Origin of the sequence: Sphingobium indicum BiD32, from assembly GCF_000382885.1 — a bacterium.
Classification (GTDB): Bacteria; Pseudomonadota; Alphaproteobacteria; order Sphingomonadales; family Sphingomonadaceae; genus Sphingobium; species Sphingobium japonicum_C.
Window position 1 is genome coordinate 14,531 of the sequence record NZ_CAVK010000203.1, and the last position, 18,143, is coordinate 32,673.

Consider the following 18,143-nt stretch of genomic DNA (forward strand, 5'->3'; position numbering starts at 1 on the left):
TTCGGCCTGTGCCCTGCCGTGCTATTCTTGCACCGCAGATTGCGCTGAGGAGGTGGTGGCGAGCGCGTCCAGACAAGGGACGCTTATGACCATTTTTCTCATCCTCGGGGCCGTGGCTGGCCTTTATGTGCTCGCGCTGCTCTTCCGCCTCGCCAGCTATGCGCTGCCTGTCTACGCCGGGCTCACGTGCGCTTTCCTGCTGCTCCGCCATGATGTTGGTCATCTCGGAGCAATCCTGGGCGGACTGTCGGCAGGCATTGCTACGCTTCTGATTGGACAGGGCCTCATCGCCTTTGTCCGCTCTCCCATGATCCGTGCCGGGATCGCGCTCCTCTTTGCCATACCCGCGGGATTCGCCGGCTTTCAGGCCGCGCACGCGCTTGGATCACTAGCAACGGACAACAGCATGCTGCTGGCGATCCTTGGATCCATCGCTGCTATGGCGACATCCCTCTCGGCATGGCGAAGCGTGACGATGTCGGAGCGTGATACGCGCGTCACCTCACAGTTTGCTGGTCCCGTGGCTGGGCAAGCCTCTACAGGCCAATCAATGTCGGCCGAGTGATGGCCGTGAGGGGGCAATACCGGTGTTCCAGTCGTGTCCTCCGCTTTGCCGATTTTGAACCGAGGGGTCAGGGCCAGCGTTCACCCGAGCCAGTGCATTCGATCAGCATCTGGCGTCCTTCCCGGCAGAACCGACCAGTACGGCCTCTTTCGATCCGCGCCCATGTCAGCAAGACGCTTCGCTTGGCAGGCTTGCCGCAACGGTGCTTGCCGAACTTTCTTCCCCCGGCGTTCCGCCGTTCCTCGCGAGACAAGAAAGCTCGGCCACACCGTCCTTCGCTAACGCTGCGGGCTGACGCTGCGGCGCCTGCCACTGCCTGACCCTTTTCCGCGCATCGAGGCCGCACCGGCGCGGTCCCGTCCAACGGAAAGGAAATACCCATGGCAAAGATCGGCAACTTCAAGATGGTTTCAGGTGAACTCCGGGGCCAGATCGTCACTCTCGCCCTTCAGGCCAAATCGGTCAGGATCGTCGCGGAAGAAAACACCAGCGGCAATGCCCCGACCCACCGGGTCCTCATCGGCGAAGTCGAAATCGGCGCTGCCTGGAAAAAGCACACCCAGGACGACCGGCCGTACCTCTCGGTGAAGCTCGACGACCCCAGCTTCATGGCACCCATTTTCGCCCAGCTGTTCGAAGCCGAAGACGGCAGTCACGATCTGGTCTGGAACCGCCCGAGCCGCCGCAACGACCATTGAATCGGCCAAGTCATCGCCCGGGTCACTCCGGGCGATGACGAATCCCTAGTATATTGGGTGGCAGTATATTAGGGTTACGCCGACCCACGAAGCATGAGGCTTCGGGAGATTTTTGGGACGAATTTAAGGCGATTGCGACACGCCAGTGGGCTTTCGCAGGAGGAATTGGCGCATCGTGCCGGAATCAACCGAAACTATGTCGGCCTTCTCGAACGCGCAGCCAATTCGCCGACGCTCGACACGATTGAGCGACTCGCAGAAGAACTTGCCGTCGATCCCGTGCGATTTTTCGAAAAACCTGGCGGTCGTTGAACGCAAACCCACCGCCATTCACCGAATCTCAGCAGCAATTTTACAATTTCTGAACTACAACAGGCAGATCATTGCCTCTGGGAAAGTTTTGTCCCGGCAATCTGGGCTCGGCATTATCCCGTGCTGGGGATAGCGCACTGCCCGATTGGGGATAAGTTCACCCTGCTTCTCTGCGCACGTTGCTGGGGCGCAGTCACTAAACAGGTTTTGCTACAAGGAGAGACCCATGTCGGCTCCTGAGTTTGCCGATGAACCACCGCAGTCAGACCGATTGAGCGCTTATGATGAGCGCCACCTTGTCACGTATCTTCGCCTGCTGGATGCCGAAAAGGACGAGGCATCATGGGAAGAGGTGGTTTCGATCATCTTCGCCATCGATCCTGCCAGTGAGCCGGATCGCGCGCGAAGGGTCTATGATACCCATCTCGCCCGCGCCAGGTGGATGACGGAACACGGCTACAAACACCTGATGGTCCCGCGAACCCAATAAAACTGGGCATTTAGCACCAATCTGGCGCAATCGATTGTGCCTTGCCGCGGGGGAGCCCGGAACTGACTCGAGCACTTCTCTCGTCACGGCTCCGACGTGATCGTTCGACTCCAAAAAAACCTCATAGGAGAGGTGCGATGGAGAAGCCGCCCGACTGGCGTTCGGAGAATTACGCCAAAGCGTATGAAAACTATGACCGCACGGATTTCGCGCAGGAATTCCTGCGCCGCAATCCTGAATACCGCGACCAATATGCTGAGGTCGTTGACGCTGCGCCACTCGCGCTGAGGCGTCTTGCCCGGCACTGGGGGTTGGTCTTTCGCTGCGGACCCTGACCTCCCGGCCCACCATCTCCCGATCATCTGGCACCCATCTACAGCGGCCAGCGTCATCCTTTTGCGCCCGGCTCCTTTCCCTTGCGAAGGCTGCAGCCAAGCCGAAATTGTCGGGAGCATGAATATCGCGGCCCAGCACCGCGATGAGGAAGGGCGGCATCTCGTCCTATCGACGGCTAAGCGCCGCCACCGCCTGAATATTTGTGGCGAGACAACAGAGACCGAACCGCTCGCCTATGTTCTTCCGGGCGACGCATTTTGGGAAACACGGAAGGCCGCCGTTTCCGATTTTCATGATCATTGCCGTCTCGGGCATGTGAAGAAGCGCCCGTTCTGCCTTGCGCCTGGTCCGTCAGAGCACTGGCGTCTGGTCCAATGGCTTCGGTTGCTCGATGCGCTGTCCGGCGGTGCAACCACACGCGAATTGGCCATCGAACTTATCGCCCGCGATGCCGGACGATATTCGGCCGCAGAATGGGACACGTCGAGCGAGCGCAAACGGATTGCTCGCTGGCAGCGACAGGCGCTCGCTATGCGCGACGGAGGCTATCTCGCCCTGTTGAGCGGCCACTGATCGGGACATTCGGCAGCCACGCCTTATGTCCGTTCACCCAAGTCCCTGAAAATCTCAAATCTCGCCTCCTGCTCGCCGGGCCAACCCCTTGTGTCCGGCACTTCACAGGAGACGTTTCATGGATGGAGATTTCGTCCCGGTATTCCCGCGCTATGTCAGGACGCCCGATGCTGCCGTGCATTTGGGTCTCTCAGCCCGCACGCTTGAAAAGCATCGTTGCTATGGGACGGGCCCGGCCTTTCACAAGCTCGGTCGGCGCATTGTCTACGCCATAGTCGATCTCGATGCCTGGGCGCAAAATGGTCGCCGCAATTCAACATCCGATCCCGGACAAGGCATTTGCCTGTCAGCACGACCGGTGCGCCGTTGATGCGTTCGGTGAGCCCCCAACAACAGCTCGACCTGTTCTACTCGATGCCCGGTGACATTGCCGCGCGCGATGCTCAGGATCTGATGTCCTGGCCCTTCTTCAGCCTTGCCAAGTCGCGGCGCTCCGCACCGATCGACTTTGCGATGGGGGCCACATGGATTTCGGTCGAAGCCGTAGCCGAACACGGCATGGCGACCATCTGGGATGCCGACATTCTGATTTGGGCGGCGAGTCAGCTCGTTGAAGCGCGCGACGCAGGCCGCCCGACATCTCGGCACATCGCCGCCCGTCCACACGAGATTCTGACCTTCATCGGGCGCGGGACGGGCAAGGACCATTATGAGCGGCTGCGCGCAGCGCTCGACCGCCTGCAGTCGACGACCGTCGCCACGTCGATCCGCCAGCAGCACCAGCGCCGCCGTCACCGTTTCTCCTGGATCAACGAATGGCGGGAAACACTCGACGACCGTGGCCGCGCCGTTGGCATCGAGCTTATCCTGCCCGACTGGTTCTACGCAGGCGTGCTCGATCGCGGCCTGATCCTGACGATAGACCGCGCCTATTTTGCGCTGACAGGGGGCGTTGAGCGCTGGCTCTACCGTATCGTGCGCAAGCATGGTGGACATCAGCGCGGTGGCTGGAGCTTCGACGTTCCGCACCTTCATCTCAAATCAGGTGCGCTTTCGCCGCTCAAGCAATTCGCATTCGAGCTGCGGACCATCGTCCGGCAGCAGTCTCTCCCGGGCTACCATCTGAGCCTTGAGCACAGCTTCGGCCGCGAGCGGCTGATCTTCAAACCCATCCCCGTCGACCCGTTCGTTGCCGCTGCCCGGCGCGTCGGTTTCCCTGTGGAGAAGTTGGCATGACATTCGGCCTATCAAAAACCGTCGGACTCGGCCCATCGGAAACCCGATCCTCGGCCTATCGAAAACCGGGACCATGCGGAAACCCGCAGAAATCTGAGGTAAATCGGCGCTCCTCTAACGATGCTAATAGAAAAGAATCCTTCGGATTCTTGCTAACCCTTTTTCAGCCTGTGGATAATCTCGGTGCAACGGGCCTGCTCAACGCCCGCGTCAAGCTTGTCGGGTTCGCGGTGGCAGGAGCGCGGCCATGAGCGAGCCAACTGCGCAGCGGCACAGCTCCTCGCACGCCATCAGGTCAGCAACAGCCAGCGCCCTGACCGAGGTCGAAGTGACCTGGATCGAGAAGCGCTACGAACAATGGATCCGCTTCGGTCGCATTGCGGCTGACACGATCATCAACCGCCGCACGCGCGTCATCGCCTTCCGTCCCGGCGCGGTCTTCGCTTTCGTGCGCTGGACCTCGAACGACTATGGCACCATCCATTCGTGCATCGACATCGTGACGGCAGTGGCACCGGGCGAGGCCTACACGACGTTGCCGTTTGTCCGTCCCGGCGCTGACATTCTGCTGCACATCGAGGGCTGGCCCAAGGTCGCACAGGTGTTGCAGGCCATCGATGCGGTCGAATCCGCCGGTGTTGATCCGTGCGACGCATCGCCCGATCACTGGCGCCACGTCGGCAACCGGCTGAATGCCGGAATGCCGTTCAGGGCTTACACAGCGGAGCGGCACGCGGCCTGGGTCCGGCGCAAGGCGCTCGAAGCATGAGCCGCCGCCGCTATGTTCGCGCCACGATACTGTGGGCAGGCTTGTTCAGCGCCGGGTTCTCAGCAGTCGCCATGCTTTCGCCGCGACCGCGACTGATGTGGAACGCGAGCGCCAGTGCGCCCGTCGGCCTCTATCGCCTCGAGGTCGATAAACGCCCAAGGCTCGGCGAACTGGTCGCCATTGCGCCGCCGACTGCGACCGCGCGGATGATGGCCGATCGCCACTATCTGCCGATCGGCGTACCGCTCATGAAACATGTCGCGGCTTTGCCCGGGCAATGGGTGTGCCGCGCCGGCGCTGTCGTCTCGGTGGACGGCCACCGCATCGCCACAGCCAAATCGCACGACAGAATGGGTCGGCCTTTGCCAAGCTGGCAGGGCTGTCACCGTGTTCGGACAGACGAATTGTTCCTGTTGAACCCGGCGCCCGACAGCCTTGATGGGCGCTATTTCGGCGCTCTGCCCGCAGCCGGTCTTATCGGCACGGCACACCCCATCCTTACCCGTGATGCACCTGACCAGCCCCTGCGCTGGCGCGGCTTTGGTGCGTCCGCCGCTTCCCCAACCACCAACCAGGAGCACAAACCATGATGATCGGCGTCTTTCATTCCGCGCAGGACAGTTTCACGGGGCAAATCCGGACCCTCATGCTCGATGCTGTCGTGACACTCGTCCCGGCTCCATCGAACGACAGCGACAATGCACCCGACTGGCGCGTGCTGCTCGGCGATGCCGAAACCGGCACTGAAATTGGTGCTGGCTGGAACCGCACAGGCGAGCGCGCCGGTGCCTTTGTCGCGGTGCAGATCGACGACCCGTCCTTTGCCTATCCCCTGCGCGCCAACCTGCTTCGATCCATGTCCCGTGACGACGAGCATCACCTGCTCTGGTCGCGTCCGACCAATCGCGATCGGAAATAGGCCATGACCGTTGCTTCGCTCCGCCGTCGCAGGTGTTCCGTAGTTCGGATTGCCGTTCGGCTGCGCCTTCACCTTCTTCTTCCCGGCACTTGTTTCGCTCTCGGCTTGGCAGCGGCGACTTCTCCGGTTGCCGCAGTTGCGACGGTGCCTGACCAGTTTGCAGCGCATCCCTATGCGCCGCATGTCGCAGAGGCATCGCAGCGCTTCGGCATTCCCGAGCTCTGGATATGGGCGGTGATGCGGGTGGAAAGTCGCGGCAACTCGCGTGCGGTTTCGCCTGCAGGAGCCATAGGGCTGATGCAGATTATGCCCGGCACTTGGTCTATGCTGAGCGCGCGGCATGGCCTTGGCTCTGACCCGTTCGATGTGCGTGCGAACATCCTTGGAGGTGCGGCCTATCTGCGCGCCATGTGGGATCGGTATCGCAATGTCAGCTTGATGCTGGCGGCCTACAATGCGGGACCAGGCCGTGCCGATGACTATGCTGCCGGTCGTCGCAGTCTTCCTGCAGAAACCGTCAACTACGTCGCCCAGATCGCGCCAAGTCTTGGAATGGTCAGCATCGCTTCGCCTGCTGCCATGCCACCTGCCAATGCTCATCCCTGGCGTCAGGCTACATTGTTCACACGGCGCGGCGATGGAGAAGCGAGCAGCACTGACGGTGCTGCCGATGTGCAGCCACAGCGCACCCAGCTTGCGTCGCCGTCGGCCTCTTTGCCGTTATCGAGCCCTGCGCCGCACCCCCTGTTTGTGTCGCTTTCACCGCGAAATCCGTGATGGGTTACACCAGTGCATCTCTGACGGTTCGAGCGTCGTGTCGGAAAGGTACGGTGGGGAGGCATGTGTTTGAGCGAGAGGGCAATTTTGGAGGGCAAGATAAAAGGAGTGCCAGCACCTGGCCCTCATGTGGTTGTTGTAGCGCGATAATTTCGTATGGCACCGGACATGACCGGCCATACAATGCTTCCCACGCGCCCGGAAATCTGCCGCGCAATCGTATGGCACCTTCAAAATGAGCCGCGACGACAATGAATTTCGGGTGCGGCCGGGAAGAAGCAGGGACAGCGGTGCAGCCTCTGGGCGGCGGAGCCAGAAGCTGGCGGCTCAGGTCCAGCGTGCCGCCAACAAGGCGGGCCATGCGGGTTCACGGCGAGCGGGTCTGAAACGCGGCAGTGGCAGCGGCAAAGCCGCGCGCGGGCGTCGGACGGTTGCCGCGATGCGCCGCACACCTGGCCAACGCCGCGTTACTGTTATGGCGCGCATCGCTCGCCATAAAGGTGCGCAGTACCGCGCCGCACCACTGGCAAAGCACATCACCTATCTTGAGCGTGACGGCGTGTCCCGCGACGGGCGCGATGCCTCGATGTTCGATGCCCAGACCGACAGGGCTGATCGGGATGCCTTTGCAGGGCGTTGCGAAGATGACCGGCACCACTTTCGTTTCATCGTCTCGCCCGAAGATGCCGGGGACATGGAAGACCTGCGCAGCTTCACCCGCGAATTGATGGCCGACGCGGCCAAGGATCTGGGCACCGAACTGGACTGGGTCGCCGTTGACCATTGGAACACCGACAATCCGCACATCCATGTGCTGGTGCGCGGCGTTGCCAGTGACGGCACCGATCTTGTCATTGACCGGGGCTATATCAGCGAAGGTCTGCGGTTCCGGGCGGAAGAGCGGGTGACGCTCGAACTGGGGCCGCGCACCGAGTTGGACATCCGCACCGCACTCGAACGCGAGGTCGATGCCGAGCGCTGGACCAGTCTTGACCGGCAGCTTGAACGCTTGGGTCAGGACGCGGCCGGTCTGATCGACCTGCGCCCCGGCGGCGACGCCGATCCCGAAATGCGCCGGCTGCTGTTGGGCCGCGCCGCCAAGCTGGAACAGCTGGGGCTGGCGGCGCGCGAAGGGCCTGCGGTGTGGGCTCTGGAGCCCGGTGCCGAAAACACATTGCGCGATCTTTCGGTGCGCAACGACATCATCAAGACGATGCACAATGCCATGAGCCGCGACGGCGGGCGGTTTGATGTATCGGCATTGGCCTTGCATCAGGACGTTCCAAGCGAACCGGTCATCGGACGCCTGGTCGAACGTGGCCTCCAAGATGAACTGACGGGCAGCGCCTATGCCATCGTCGACGGTGTCGACGGCCGCACGCACCATCTGCGGTTCAATGACATGGAGATGACCGGCGACGCCAAAGCCGGATCGATCGTCGAATTGCGCTCTTGGGAGGATGCCAAAGGGCATGACCGCCTTTCGCTTGCCACGCGATCAGACATACCCCTCGAGGCACAGATCAAAGCACCTGGCGCGACGTGGCTTGATCGCCAGCTTGTTGCCCGCGATCCCGTAGCAACGGGCAATGGTTTCGGGCGCGAGGTGCGCGATGCGTTGGATGCCCGCGCCAGCCATCTCGAAACGCAAGGGCTTGCCCGCCGGCAGGGCCAGCGGGTCATCCTTGCTCAGGATCTCGTCGGGACGCTGAAGAATCAGGAACTGACGGCCGCCACGCAGGCCATCGCCGCGCGCACGGGACTTGAGCACAAACCGTCGGGCGCAGGCGACTATGTCAGCGGCATCTACCGGGAGCGGGTGACGCTTTCGACGGGCCGCTTCGCGATGATCGACGAAGGGCTGGGCTTTCAGCTCGTGCCCTGGCGCCCGGCGCTCGATCAGCACCTCGGCCAGCACATCACCGGCACCATGTCGCCGGGCGGTACTGTCGACTGGGCCTTGGGCCGCGGACGCGGGATCAGCCTGTGACCCTCATTTACCCCCTCATCAGGAGTAACTTTCAATGAACGCCACCCGTATTCTCTGGGGTCAGGTCATCGCCGTCATCAGCGTCACCTTGCTTGGCATCTGGTGTGCCACCCAATGGACAGCCCACGCCCTTGCGTACCAACCTGAGCTCGGCCAACCTTGGTTCTGGCTTGGACCTTGGCCAATCTACCCGCCCTACGCCTTCTTCTGGTGGTGGTTTGCGTTCGACGCCTATGCACCACAGATCTTCCAGACCGGCGCATTCATCGCGGTCTCAGGTGCCATGGCCGCCATAGTCATCGCGATTGCCATGTCGGTGTGGCGCGCGCGGGAGGAGAAGCAGTCAGAGACCTATGGGTCTGCGCGCTGGGCAACCGACAAGGAAATCAAGAAGGCTGGCCTCCTGAAACAGGACGGCGTGGTGATCGGCTCGCACAAGAACCGGTATCTGCGGCACAATGGCCCCGAGCATATTCTCTGCTTTGCGCCGACCCGTTCCGGCAAGGGCGTTGGTCTCGTCATCCCGTCGCTGCTCGCCTGGCCGGGCAGTTGCATCGTCCACGATATCAAGGGCGAGAACTGGGATCTGACAGCTGGCTTTCGCGCCCGACACGGCCGCGTCTTGCTGTTCGATCCGACCAACCCCGCATCCAACCCCTACAATCCGCTGCTCGAAGTCCGGAAGGGCGATTGGGAGGTGCGTGACGCCCAGAACATCGCCGACATATTGATCGACCCTGAAGGGTCACTGGAAAAGCGCACGCATTGGGAGAAGACCAGTCATTCGCTGCTCGTCGGCACGATCCTGCACGTCCTCTATGCCGAGAAAGACAAGTCGCTGGCCGGGGTCGCTGGCTTCCTTTCCGATCCGCGCCGTTCGATCGAAACTACGCTGCAGCGAATGAAGACGACCCCGCACCTCGGCAAAGATGGTGTTCACCCCGTCGTGGCTGCCGCAGCGCAGGAACTGCTGAACAAGTCTGACAATGAGAGGTCTGGCGTCCTGTCGACGGCCATGTCGTTCCTCGGCCTCTACCGCGACCCCGTGATTGCGCAGGTCACCGGAGCCTCCGACTGGCGCATCACTGATCTTGTCGATTCAGCGGCACCTGTGTCGCTTTATCTGGTCATTCCTCCTTCCGATATCAGCCGGACCAAGCCGCTCGTCCGCCTGATGCTCAATCAGATCGGGCGCCGCTTGACCGAAGAGCTGAGAGCCAAGGGTCGCCGGCAGCGCGTGATGTTCATGCTCGACGAATTCCCGGCTCTGGGGCGGCTAGACTTCTTCGAAAGCGCACTGGCCTTTGTTGCAGGCTACGGGATCAAGGCATTTCTGATCGCCCAGTCGCTCAACCAGATTGAAAAAGCCTACGGGTCAAACAACGCCATTCTCGACAATTGCCATGTCCGCGTCGCGTTCGCGGCCAATGATGACAACACCGCCAGCCGCGTTTCCAATGCGCTCGGCACCGCCACCCAGATGCGGGCAATGAAGAATTATGCCGGACACCGGCTTTCACCATGGCTCGGCCATATCATGGTCTCGCGCACTGAGACCGCGAGGCCGTTGCTGACGCCCGGCGAAGTTCAGCAATTTTCTGAGCACGAGGAGATTGTTCTGGTGGCCAGCACGCCGCCGATCCGCGCGGAAAAGGCGAAATACTTTCTCGACCCGAGATTCCGCGCACGCCTTTTGCCTGCGCCGACCCCCAAACCGCTGCACCCGAAAAAACGGCCAACGGACGACTGGTCCGCGCTCGCACCCATTGCGGCACCGCTGCCGACTGAACCAGCCAAGGCAAAAGCGAAAAGCTCCGAACAGCCGCCTGTTGATCAGCCAAAGCCGGACGTGCCGTCAGATGCCGATGGGGCCAAATCCAAAAATGATACGGCGAACTCCGGGATCAGGCGAGAACCCGAACTGGGGGAACATGAGGATGTCGTTCCCGCCCCCAAGCCACCGGTCAACGAGTTCGATCTTGATCGCGATGCGCCCGAGGATGACGCAGCCAGGGCGAAACGGGAAGCTGATCGCACTATGAACCGCAATGCCCGCAATGCATCGCTCGACCCCGATGACGGCATCGACCTGTGAGGAAGAAGCCCCACAGCAAACAAACCTTCCGGCTCGATATCGAACTCGCCAATTTGCTGGAGGAACGCGCTCATGCCCGCGGCGTCTCGCGCACCGAAGTGGTGGAAGCGGCGTTGATGTCCCTGCTGCAGTCCGATCAGGATGAGCGGATGGAAGCCGCTCTGGCGAGGCGGCTCGATCGCCTGTCGCGGCAACTGGATCGGCTCGAATGGCATGTGGAATTGACGAACGAAGCGATTGGCCTGTTCGTGCGCTTCTGGCTCACCAGCAATCCGCCGCTACCCGACACGGCAATGAAGGCGGCGCAGGCGATGGGCAAGAAGAGGTGGCACGGATTTGTGGAATCACTTTCACGGCGGATGGAGGCGGGGCCGAAGCTAAGGGATGAAGTGGGGCGAGAAATACCGAGCGCGACTGATGCCTGATCTCATTCTTTGCTATGAGCTCTGGCAGCAAGTCTAGCGCGAAAGGCGGACACTCTTCCATCCGTTTATTCAGCCCGTTTTGCCCCAACAACCCCATGTTCAAGCTCGGCAAGGAAGGTGTTCACTGCCCTGTGCTTGTAGACCGACTTCACCGCGGCAAAGTCCGATTCCGTCAACGCTAGAAGCAAATCATCGTCGAACCGCATGCCGCTGGTGAGCCAATCGAGACCAGACCATTCCACCTTGCGCAGAGCGACAAGATCCATAAGTGCGCGCAGCGGCTTAGCGACAAAGGCGGTGAGCTTGTCGAAGGTCACCCGTTCGACGCCGCTGAGGAAGCGATAATCGGCAATGGCCAGCGGATGATATTTGAACGGACCAAATTCGGTGGCCGGTATCTCCAGCGTTTTACGCCCCGGCGTCACGCTGGCAGTGACAAGCACGGCTTCAGGAATCCAGCGATGGTAGGTCAGCGCGCTTTCAAAGGAAATATAGCTCCCGGGAAGCAAAGCCTGCGCCACCGCGAAGGGATGCATAGGAGCGCTTCGATACGCGGGGGCAAGCGCGTAGACACCGCGCTTCAGGCGAATGAGTGACCCGTCCTTGATGGCACGATTGACGAGGCCATAACGCCGCGCATCGCCTCCCCCCAGCATTTCGCTGAGCTGGCGATCATTGAAGACCCGGTCGCGGAGGGCGCTTACGGAAACTTGTTGCGCTAGACTGGACATAAAATTCCCAATACTTCCTGATTATGGAAGTTTCAGGAATTTTCTTAACCTCTCCGACGCGCACCAGTCGAGCTCCAATTGACACCCTCAAGCATGGGTCGGCGGCGCACAGGCCATAGTCAAAGCGGTGCGAACTACGCTCCTCCCTGTTTTTCTATCCCCCACTGCTACGACGCTAAATCCTTGTTGAACTAGCCCCTTTTCTGCGTCTCTTACTCGTCCCCGTCGAGCCGGACGATCCTGTCCCGCTCCCGAAGCGGGGTATCCGATGGGCGCTGAGCCAGTCCGAATTGAAGCACGTTCACGTGGCGCACGCATGCTGCGCACGGCGATGGGCGTCTCGATCGCGACCTGGCTGGCTGACCCGCAGGTCATCGAGATCATGCTCAATCCGGACGGACGCCTCTGGGTCGACCGGTTGGGCATGGGACTGTCCGATAGCGGTGAACGCCTGACAGCAGCCGATGGTGAGCGCATTATCCGATTGGTTGCCCATCATGTGGGTGCCGAAGTTCACGGCGATGCACCGCGCGTGTCAGCGGAGCTGCCGGAAAGCGGAGAGCGGTTCGAAGGCCTCCTGCCACCGGTGGTGGCGGCTCCCACCTTTGCCATCCGCAAGCCCGCCGTCGCGGTGTTTTTGCTCGATGACTACGTCAGCACAGGAATCATGTGCGCAACTGAAGCCGAAAGTCTTCGTTCGGGTGTTGCAGAGCGGCTGAACATCCTTGTCGCTGGGGGCACTGGCACCGGTAAAACGACGCTCACGAACGCGCTGCTCGCCGAGGTCGCCAAGACCACCGACCGGGTGATTCTCATCGAAGATACCCGCGAGCTCCAATGCCGCGCGCCAAACCTTGTGGCGATGCGAACCAAGGATGGCGTGGCCTCGCTCTCTGATCTGGTCCGCTCCAGCCTTCGACTTCGCCCTGACCGGATTCCGATTGGCGAAGTGCGCGGCGCCGAGGCGCTTGATCTCCTCAAGGCCTGGGGCACCGGCCACCCCGGCGGGATCGGGACGATCCACGCCGGAAGCGCGATCGGTGCCCTGCGGCGGATGGAGCAGTTGATCCAGGAAGCGGTCGTCACCGTTCCGCGCGCTCTGATCGCTGAGACCATCAACCTCATTGCCGTGCTGGTGCGCGATGGCACCAGGCGGCGTCTGGCCGAACTGGCCCGCGTCGACGGGCTCGACCCGGTCACCGGCGACTATCGCCTGATTCCCGCCACCCAAACCCAAGGAGACTCTCTATGATCCATGCCCTCCGGCGCGGCACCAATCGCGCTGCGCTCGCTGCTACCGCTGCTTTCGTGATGGTGGCCACTGCCACCCCGGCGCATGCCGGCGGTTCGTCGATGCCGTGGGAAGCTCCGCTGCAGTCGATCCTCGAGAGCATCGAGGGGCCGGTCGCAAAGATCGTTGCGGTGATCATCATCATCGTCACCGGCCTCAGCCTTGCCTTTGGGGACACGTCGGGGGGCTTTCGCCGGCTGATCCAGATCGTGTTCGGCCTGTCGATTGCCTTTGCCGCATCGAGCTTCTTCCTGAGCTTCTTCAGCTTCGGCGGCGGAGCGCTGATCTGATGACATCGGCAGACGACATCCCCGGCTTCTATGCCCCGGTCCACCGCGCACTGGCCGAGCCGATCCTGCTCGGCGGTGCGCCGCGCGCACTCGCCATCGTCAATGGCACGCTGGCGGGCGCAATTGGCCTTGGCTTGCGGCTCTGGCTCGCTGGCCTTGCCATCTGGGCAATCGGCCATGTGCTTTCGGTCTGGGCTGCCCGCCGCGATCCGCAGTTTGTCGATGTCGCGCGCCGCCATCTCAAATATCCGACCTGGGTGCGGCCATGATGTCGCTTCAGGAATATCGGACCAAATCCGCCAGTCTCGCAGACTTCCTCCCCTGGGTCGCACTGGTGGGGCCGGGCGTGGTGCTCAACAAGGACGGATCGTTCCAGCGGACAGCGCGCTTTCGCGGTCCCGATCTCGACAGTGCCACGCCCGCTGAACTCGTCGCCGTCACCTCCCGGCTCAACAATGCCCTGCGGCGGTTGGGCTCGGGATGGGCGGTTTTCGTCGAAGCGCAGCGCACCGCGGCGCAAGCCTATCCGCAATCCCGCTTTCCCGATCCTGTGTCGGCACTGACCGACAGGGAACGCCGCGAACAGTTTCGTGAGGAAGGCGCGCACTTCGAAAGCGGCTATTATCTGACTCTGCTGTGGATGCCGCCGCCCGAGGAAGCGGCGCGCGCCGAAGGCTGGCTCTACGAAGGCAAGGCGTCGACCGGGGTCGATCCCACGGAACTCGTCAAATCCTTCGCCGACCGTACCGACCGCGTGCTGCATCTGGTTGAGGGATTTATGCCCGAGGCCGCGTGGCTCGATGACGCTGCCACGCTGACCTATCTCCACAGCACGGTATCGACCAGGACGCAGCGCGTTCGCGTGCCCGAAACGCCGGTCTATCTCGACGCGCTGCTGGCCGATGAGCCGCTGACTGGCGGGCTTGAGCCCATGCTCGGCGCCCATCATTTGCGCACGCTCACCATCACTGGCTTTCCGACGGCGACCTTTCCCGGGCTGCTTGATGAGCTCAACCGGCAAGCCTTCCCTTACCGCTGGTCGACGCGGGCAATCATGCTCGACAAGACCGACGCCACCAAGTTGCTCTCGAAGATTCGGCGGCAATGGTTCGCCAAGCGCAAATCGGTTGCCGCCATCCTCAAGGAGGTGATGACCAACGAGCAATCGGTGCTGATGGATTCGGACGCCTCCAACAAGGCGGCCGATGCCGACATGGCGCTGCAGGAGCTTGGCGCAGATCATGCCGGCATTGCTTATGTCACTGCGACGGTCACGGTCTGGGACCGCGACCCGGCGCTGGCGGCAGAGAAACTAAGGCTGGTCGAAAAGGTCATCCAGGGCCGCGACTTCACCTGCACGATCGAAGGCATGAATGCGATCGAGGCCTGGCTCGGATCGCTTCCCGGCCATGTCTACGCCAATGTCCGGCAGCCGCCCATTTCCACACTCAATCTCGCCCACCTGATCCCCCTGTCAGCGGTATGGGCGGGAGCGGAACGGGACGAGCATTTCGGTGACGCCCCCTTGCTTTACGGCAAGACCGAAGGCTCGACCCCGTTCCGCCTTTCCCTTCATGTCGGCGATGTCGGTCACAGCCTCATCGTCGGCCCGACAGGGGCAGGCAAATCCGTGCTTCTGGCGCTGATGGCGCTGCAGTTCCGGCGCTACAAAGGCAGCCAGATCTTCGCCTTCGATTATGGTGGATCGATCCGCGCTGCCGCGCTCGGCATGGGCGGCGACTGGCAGGATCTCGGAGGCGCGCTGCATGCCGAGGAAGGCGACAGCGCTGCCGTCGCCCTGCAGCCGCTTGCACGGATCGACAACGCCGGCGAACGCGCGTGGGCAGCCGAATGGCTGGCGGCGATGCTGGCTGGTGAAGGCATGGTGATTGACCCTGCCGCCAAAGAGCATCTCTGGTCGGCCCTGACATCGCTTGCGTCCGCACCACCTGCCGAGCGCACACTCACAGGTCTCGCGGTCCTGCTGCAATCCCAGGAATTGAAGCAGGCACTCGCCCCGTATCTCATCGGCGGTCCATGGGGACGGCTGCTCGATGCTGAACAGGAACGTCTGGGTGAGGCGTCTGTGCAGGCTTTCGAAACCGAAGGTCTGATCGGCGCGTCGTCGGCCGCAGCTGTGCTCGCCTACCTGTTCCATCGGATCGAAGGGCGGCTCGACGGCTCGCCGACCATGATCATCATCGATGAAGGCTGGCTCGTGCTCGACAGCCCGGCCTTCGCCGCGCAGCTACGCGAATGGCTGAAGACGCTGCGCAAGAAGAATGCGAGCGTCATCTTCGCGACCCAGAGCCTTGCCGACATCGAGACGTCGGCCATCGCGCCTGCCATCATCGAAAGCTGCCCGACGCGCATCTTTCTGCCCAACGAGCGCGCAGCCGAACCGCAGATCGCACGGGTCTATGAGCGGTTCGGTCTCAATGATCGCCAGATCGAAATCCTGAGCCGGGCTACTCCGAAGCGCGACTACTACTGCCAGTCGCGGCGCGGCAACCGGCTGTTCGAGCTGGGCCTTGGCGATGTCGCACTCGCCTTCAGCGCCGCCTCTTCCAAAGCCGATCAGATCCGCATCGCCGAGCTTGTCGCAGCCCATGGCCGCGAAGGATTTGCAGCGGCCTGGCTCCAGAACCGCAGCCTCGGATGGGCGGCCGAGCTGCTTCCTCCCCCGCCGCCCGCACTAACGGACAAGGAAAACCGCCCATGAAAATACCCGTCCTCCGCCGCGCTCTCATGGCGACGGCGATCGCCACTTCGCTAGTATCAGGGACCATGATCGCCGCCCCAGCGCAGGCCCAGTTTGGCGGGATCGTCTATGATCCCAGCAACTACGCGCAGAACGTGCTGACCGCCGCGCGGACGCTGCAGCAGATCAACAACCAGATCCAGCAGATCCAGAACCAGGCTACCAGCCTCATCAACGAGGCCCGCAATCTTGCCAGTCTGCCGGTCTCGACGATCCAGACGCTGCAGCAACAGGTCGACCAGACCCGCCAGTTGCTGAACCAGGCCCAGCGCATCGCCTATGACGTGACCGACGTGCAGCAGGTGTTCAACGGCCGTTACAAGGGGGCGGCACTGACCGGCGGGCAGGCCCAGATGGTCGCTAACGCCAATGCGCGCTGGCAGGACAGCGTCGGCGCCTTCGAAGATGCAATGAAGGTTCAGGCCGGCATCGTCGGCAATCTGGGTGCGACCCGCAGCTCGATTACGACACTGGTCGGCGCCAGCCAGTCAGCGACCGGGGCTTTGCAGGCGGCACAGGCCGGCAATCAGCTACTGGCCTTGCAAACCCAGCAACTGGCCGATCTTACCGCCGCCATTGCGGCGCAGGGTCGCGCGCAGTCGATCGAGGCCGCGCGCAATGCCGCGACCGAGGCCGAGGGCCGCGAGCGTTTCCGCCGCTTCCGGACCCGGAACTGACATGAGCCGGTCGGTCAAGCTGGCGGCAGCCGCCGCTTTTGGCGGATTGCTGATCGCGGTCGCGGTTGTTTCGGCAACGCGACCGCCAGCTCGGCACGACACAACGACCTATGTCGCGGACGAGACAGGATCTCCGAACCCTCACGCCGCAGAACTGAAGCGCTGCAGCACGATCACCATGCCGGAATCGGGATGCGATGCGGTCTGGGAAGCTGAGCGCCGCCGATTTTTCCATGGAAGGGAGCGGCAGCCATGAATGATACCGGCGTCATCGACCAGTTTCTGACGGTCTTCACCCAATATATCGACAGCGGCTTCGGCCTGCTCGGCGGTGAGGTCGGCTTCCTGTCGACCACCCTCATCGTCATCGACGTGACGATCGCAGCCTTGTTCTGGGCCTGGGGCACCGATGAAGATGTGCTGCAGCGCCTGATCAAGAAGACGCTCTACATCGGCACTTTCGCCTTCATCATCGGCAACTTCTCGAATCTCGCTGGCATTATGCTGCAGAGCTTTGCCGGGCTTGGCCTGCAGGCCAGTGGCAGCGGCATGGCCATCGGTGATTTCATGCGCCCCGGCGTTGTCGCCGCGACCGGTCTTGATGCCGGACAACCGCTGCTCGACGCCACCGCCGACCTCGTCGGGCCGGTGGGGCTGTTCACCAATTTCGTGCAGATCCTGATCCTGCTGATATCCTGGCTGATCGTCGTCATCGCCTTCTTCGTGCTGGCGATCCAGGTCTTCGTCACCATCATTGAGTTCAAGCTGGTGACGCTTGCAGGCTTCGTGCTGCTGCCGTTCGCCTTTTTCGGGCGCACCGCCTTCATGGCCGAGCGCGTCCTTGGCCACATCATTTCCTCCGGCATCAAAGTGCTCGTGCTTGCCGTCATCACCGGCATTGGCACGACCCTCTTCACGCAGTTCATCAATGCCGGACTCGGGGTCGAACCCGACATCCAGCAAGTCATGGCGATTGCGCTCGCGGCCCTGACCTTGCTCGGCCTCGGTATCTTCGGTCCCAGCATCGCCAACGGCATTGTGTCGGGCGGACCGCAGCTTGGCGCAGGCGCAGCGGCAGGCACTGCGATCGCTGCTGGCGCGACGATTGCGGGCGGTATCGCAGGTGCCAAGCTCGCCGCAGGGGCCGCCGGCTCGGCCATGGCGGGCACGGCCACGGGCGGTGCCCGCGCGGCAGGCGGCGCGTCGGG

23 protein-coding genes are annotated in these 18,143 nt (G+C 62.4%); 22 read left to right on the forward strand and 1 reads right to left on the reverse strand.

The genetic code is table 11. The annotated features are described in order from the left end of the window. The first annotated feature begins 85 nt into the window (after positions 1–85). The 15 genes from EBBID32_RS19065 to EBBID32_RS19135 all read left to right on the forward strand — a co-directional run bounded on the left by EBBID32_RS19065 (position 86) and on the right by EBBID32_RS19135 (position 11,185). Positions 86–565 (forward strand): hypothetical protein, encoded by a 480-nt coding sequence (locus EBBID32_RS19065; RefSeq protein ID WP_037491896.1) that lies wholly within the window; start codon positions 86–88, stop codon positions 563–565. A gap of 380 nt (positions 566–945) precedes the next feature. Beyond that, a complete protein-coding gene (locus EBBID32_RS19070; RefSeq protein WP_006964005.1) occupies positions 946–1,263 on the forward strand; it encodes a DUF736 domain-containing protein in 318 nt (105 codons plus the stop codon). 165 nt (positions 1,264–1,428) lie between these two features. Then, the gene (locus EBBID32_RS23745; protein WP_231382252.1) at positions 1,429–1,575 is read left to right on the forward strand and encodes a helix-turn-helix domain-containing protein; all 147 of its coding nucleotides are present in this window, start codon (positions 1,429–1,431) and stop codon (positions 1,573–1,575) included. A gap of 226 nt (positions 1,576–1,801) precedes the next feature. Continuing rightward, positions 1,802–2,065: a DNA -binding domain-containing protein gene (locus EBBID32_RS19080; RefSeq protein ID WP_006964009.1), complete on the forward strand. Its 264-nt coding sequence runs from the start codon at positions 1,802–1,804 to the stop codon at positions 2,063–2,065. 137 nt (positions 2,066–2,202) lie between these two features. Beyond that, positions 2,203–2,400 carry a transcriptional regulator domain-containing protein gene (locus EBBID32_RS19085; RefSeq protein ID WP_006964011.1) on the forward strand — a complete coding sequence of 66 codons (198 nt, stop codon included), beginning with the start codon at positions 2,203–2,205 and terminating at the stop codon, positions 2,398–2,400. A 118-nt stretch (positions 2,401–2,518) separates the two neighbouring features. Next, positions 2,519–2,974: a DUF2285 domain-containing protein gene (locus EBBID32_RS19090; protein WP_006964012.1), complete on the forward strand. Its 456-nt coding sequence runs from the start codon at positions 2,519–2,521 to the stop codon at positions 2,972–2,974. A 118-nt stretch (positions 2,975–3,092) separates the two neighbouring features. Next, complete coding sequence (locus EBBID32_RS19095; protein WP_006964014.1) at positions 3,093–3,344, forward strand: helix-turn-helix transcriptional regulator; 252 nt, start codon at positions 3,093–3,095, stop codon at positions 3,342–3,344. Beyond that, complete coding sequence (locus tag EBBID32_RS19100) at positions 3,344–4,210, forward strand: replication initiator protein A (protein ID WP_037491898.1); 867 nt, start codon at positions 3,344–3,346, stop codon at positions 4,208–4,210. The genes EBBID32_RS19095 and EBBID32_RS19100 overlap by 1 nt, the downstream gene beginning before the upstream one ends. Before the next feature lie 247 nt (positions 4,211–4,457). Continuing rightward, positions 4,458–4,979: a DUF2840 domain-containing protein gene (locus EBBID32_RS19105; RefSeq protein ID WP_006964018.1), complete on the forward strand. Its 522-nt coding sequence runs from the start codon at positions 4,458–4,460 to the stop codon at positions 4,977–4,979. Then, positions 4,976–5,569, forward strand: a complete 594-nt coding sequence (locus EBBID32_RS19110; protein WP_006964020.1) for a S26 family signal peptidase — start codon at positions 4,976–4,978, stop codon at positions 5,567–5,569. The genes EBBID32_RS19105 and EBBID32_RS19110 overlap by 4 nt, the downstream gene beginning before the upstream one ends. Then, on the forward strand, positions 5,566–5,898 hold the full coding sequence (locus tag EBBID32_RS19115) for a DUF736 domain-containing protein (RefSeq protein WP_006964022.1): 333 nt from the start codon (positions 5,566–5,568) through the stop codon (positions 5,896–5,898). Before EBBID32_RS19110 ends, EBBID32_RS19115 begins: the two co-directional genes overlap by 4 nt. Positions 5,899–6,042: 144 nt before the next feature. After that, positions 6,043–6,675, forward strand: coding sequence for a lytic transglycosylase domain-containing protein (locus EBBID32_RS19120; protein WP_006964024.1), 633 nt, complete (start codon positions 6,043–6,045; stop codon positions 6,673–6,675). 235 nt (positions 6,676–6,910) lie between these two features. Then, the gene (locus tag EBBID32_RS19125) at positions 6,911–8,665 is read left to right on the forward strand and encodes a relaxase/mobilization nuclease domain-containing protein (RefSeq protein ID WP_006964026.1); all 1,755 of its coding nucleotides are present in this window, start codon (positions 6,911–6,913) and stop codon (positions 8,663–8,665) included. 34 nt (positions 8,666–8,699) lie between these two features. Next, positions 8,700–10,760, forward strand: coding sequence for a conjugal transfer protein TraG (locus EBBID32_RS19130; RefSeq protein ID WP_006964028.1), 2,061 nt, complete (start codon positions 8,700–8,702; stop codon positions 10,758–10,760). After that, on the forward strand, positions 10,757–11,185 hold the full coding sequence (locus EBBID32_RS19135; protein WP_006964029.1) for a ribbon-helix-helix protein, CopG family: 429 nt from the start codon (positions 10,757–10,759) through the stop codon (positions 11,183–11,185). The genes EBBID32_RS19130 and EBBID32_RS19135 overlap by 4 nt, the downstream gene beginning before the upstream one ends. A gap of 65 nt (positions 11,186–11,250) precedes the next feature. Here EBBID32_RS19135 and EBBID32_RS19140 read toward each other — a convergent pair whose 3' ends face one another. After that, positions 11,251–11,916 carry a type IV toxin-antitoxin system AbiEi family antitoxin domain-containing protein gene (locus EBBID32_RS19140; RefSeq protein WP_037491899.1) on the reverse strand — a complete coding sequence of 222 codons (666 nt, stop codon included), beginning with the start codon at positions 11,914–11,916 and terminating at the stop codon, positions 11,251–11,253. Between the two features lie 316 nt (positions 11,917–12,232). Between EBBID32_RS19140 and trbB the strand changes: the two genes are divergently transcribed. The 7 genes from trbB to trbL form a co-directional block, all read left to right on the forward strand. Next, entirely contained in the window at positions 12,233–13,168 is a 936-nt protein-coding gene (gene trbB / locus EBBID32_RS19145) for a P-type conjugative transfer ATPase TrbB (protein WP_006964032.1), read from the forward strand. Beyond that, positions 13,165–13,497 (forward strand): TrbC/VirB2 family protein, encoded by a 333-nt coding sequence (locus tag EBBID32_RS19150; protein ID WP_006964034.1) that lies wholly within the window; start codon positions 13,165–13,167, stop codon positions 13,495–13,497. The genes trbB and EBBID32_RS19150 overlap by 4 nt, the downstream gene beginning before the upstream one ends. Further along, entirely contained in the window at positions 13,497–13,766 is a 270-nt protein-coding gene (locus EBBID32_RS19155; RefSeq protein WP_006964035.1) for a VirB3 family type IV secretion system protein, read from the forward strand. Before EBBID32_RS19150 ends, EBBID32_RS19155 begins: the two co-directional genes overlap by 1 nt. Continuing rightward, positions 13,763–16,219, forward strand: a complete 2,457-nt coding sequence (gene trbE, locus EBBID32_RS19160) for a conjugal transfer protein TrbE (protein WP_006964037.1) — start codon at positions 13,763–13,765, stop codon at positions 16,217–16,219. Before EBBID32_RS19155 ends, trbE begins: the two co-directional genes overlap by 4 nt. Continuing rightward, the gene (gene trbJ / locus EBBID32_RS19165; RefSeq protein ID WP_006964039.1) at positions 16,216–16,935 is read left to right on the forward strand and encodes a P-type conjugative transfer protein TrbJ; all 720 of its coding nucleotides are present in this window, start codon (positions 16,216–16,218) and stop codon (positions 16,933–16,935) included. Before trbE ends, trbJ begins: the two co-directional genes overlap by 4 nt. A 1-nt stretch (position 16,936) precedes the next feature. Then, a complete protein-coding gene (gene trbK-alt / locus EBBID32_RS19170) occupies positions 16,937–17,191 on the forward strand; it encodes a putative entry exclusion protein TrbK-alt (protein ID WP_037491904.1) in 255 nt (84 codons plus the stop codon). Next, the coding region (trbL, locus tag EBBID32_RS19175; RefSeq protein ID WP_037491906.1) for a P-type conjugative transfer protein TrbL at positions 17,188–18,143 on the forward strand (956 nt) is incomplete at its 3' end. The genes trbK-alt and trbL, both read left to right, overlap by 4 nt.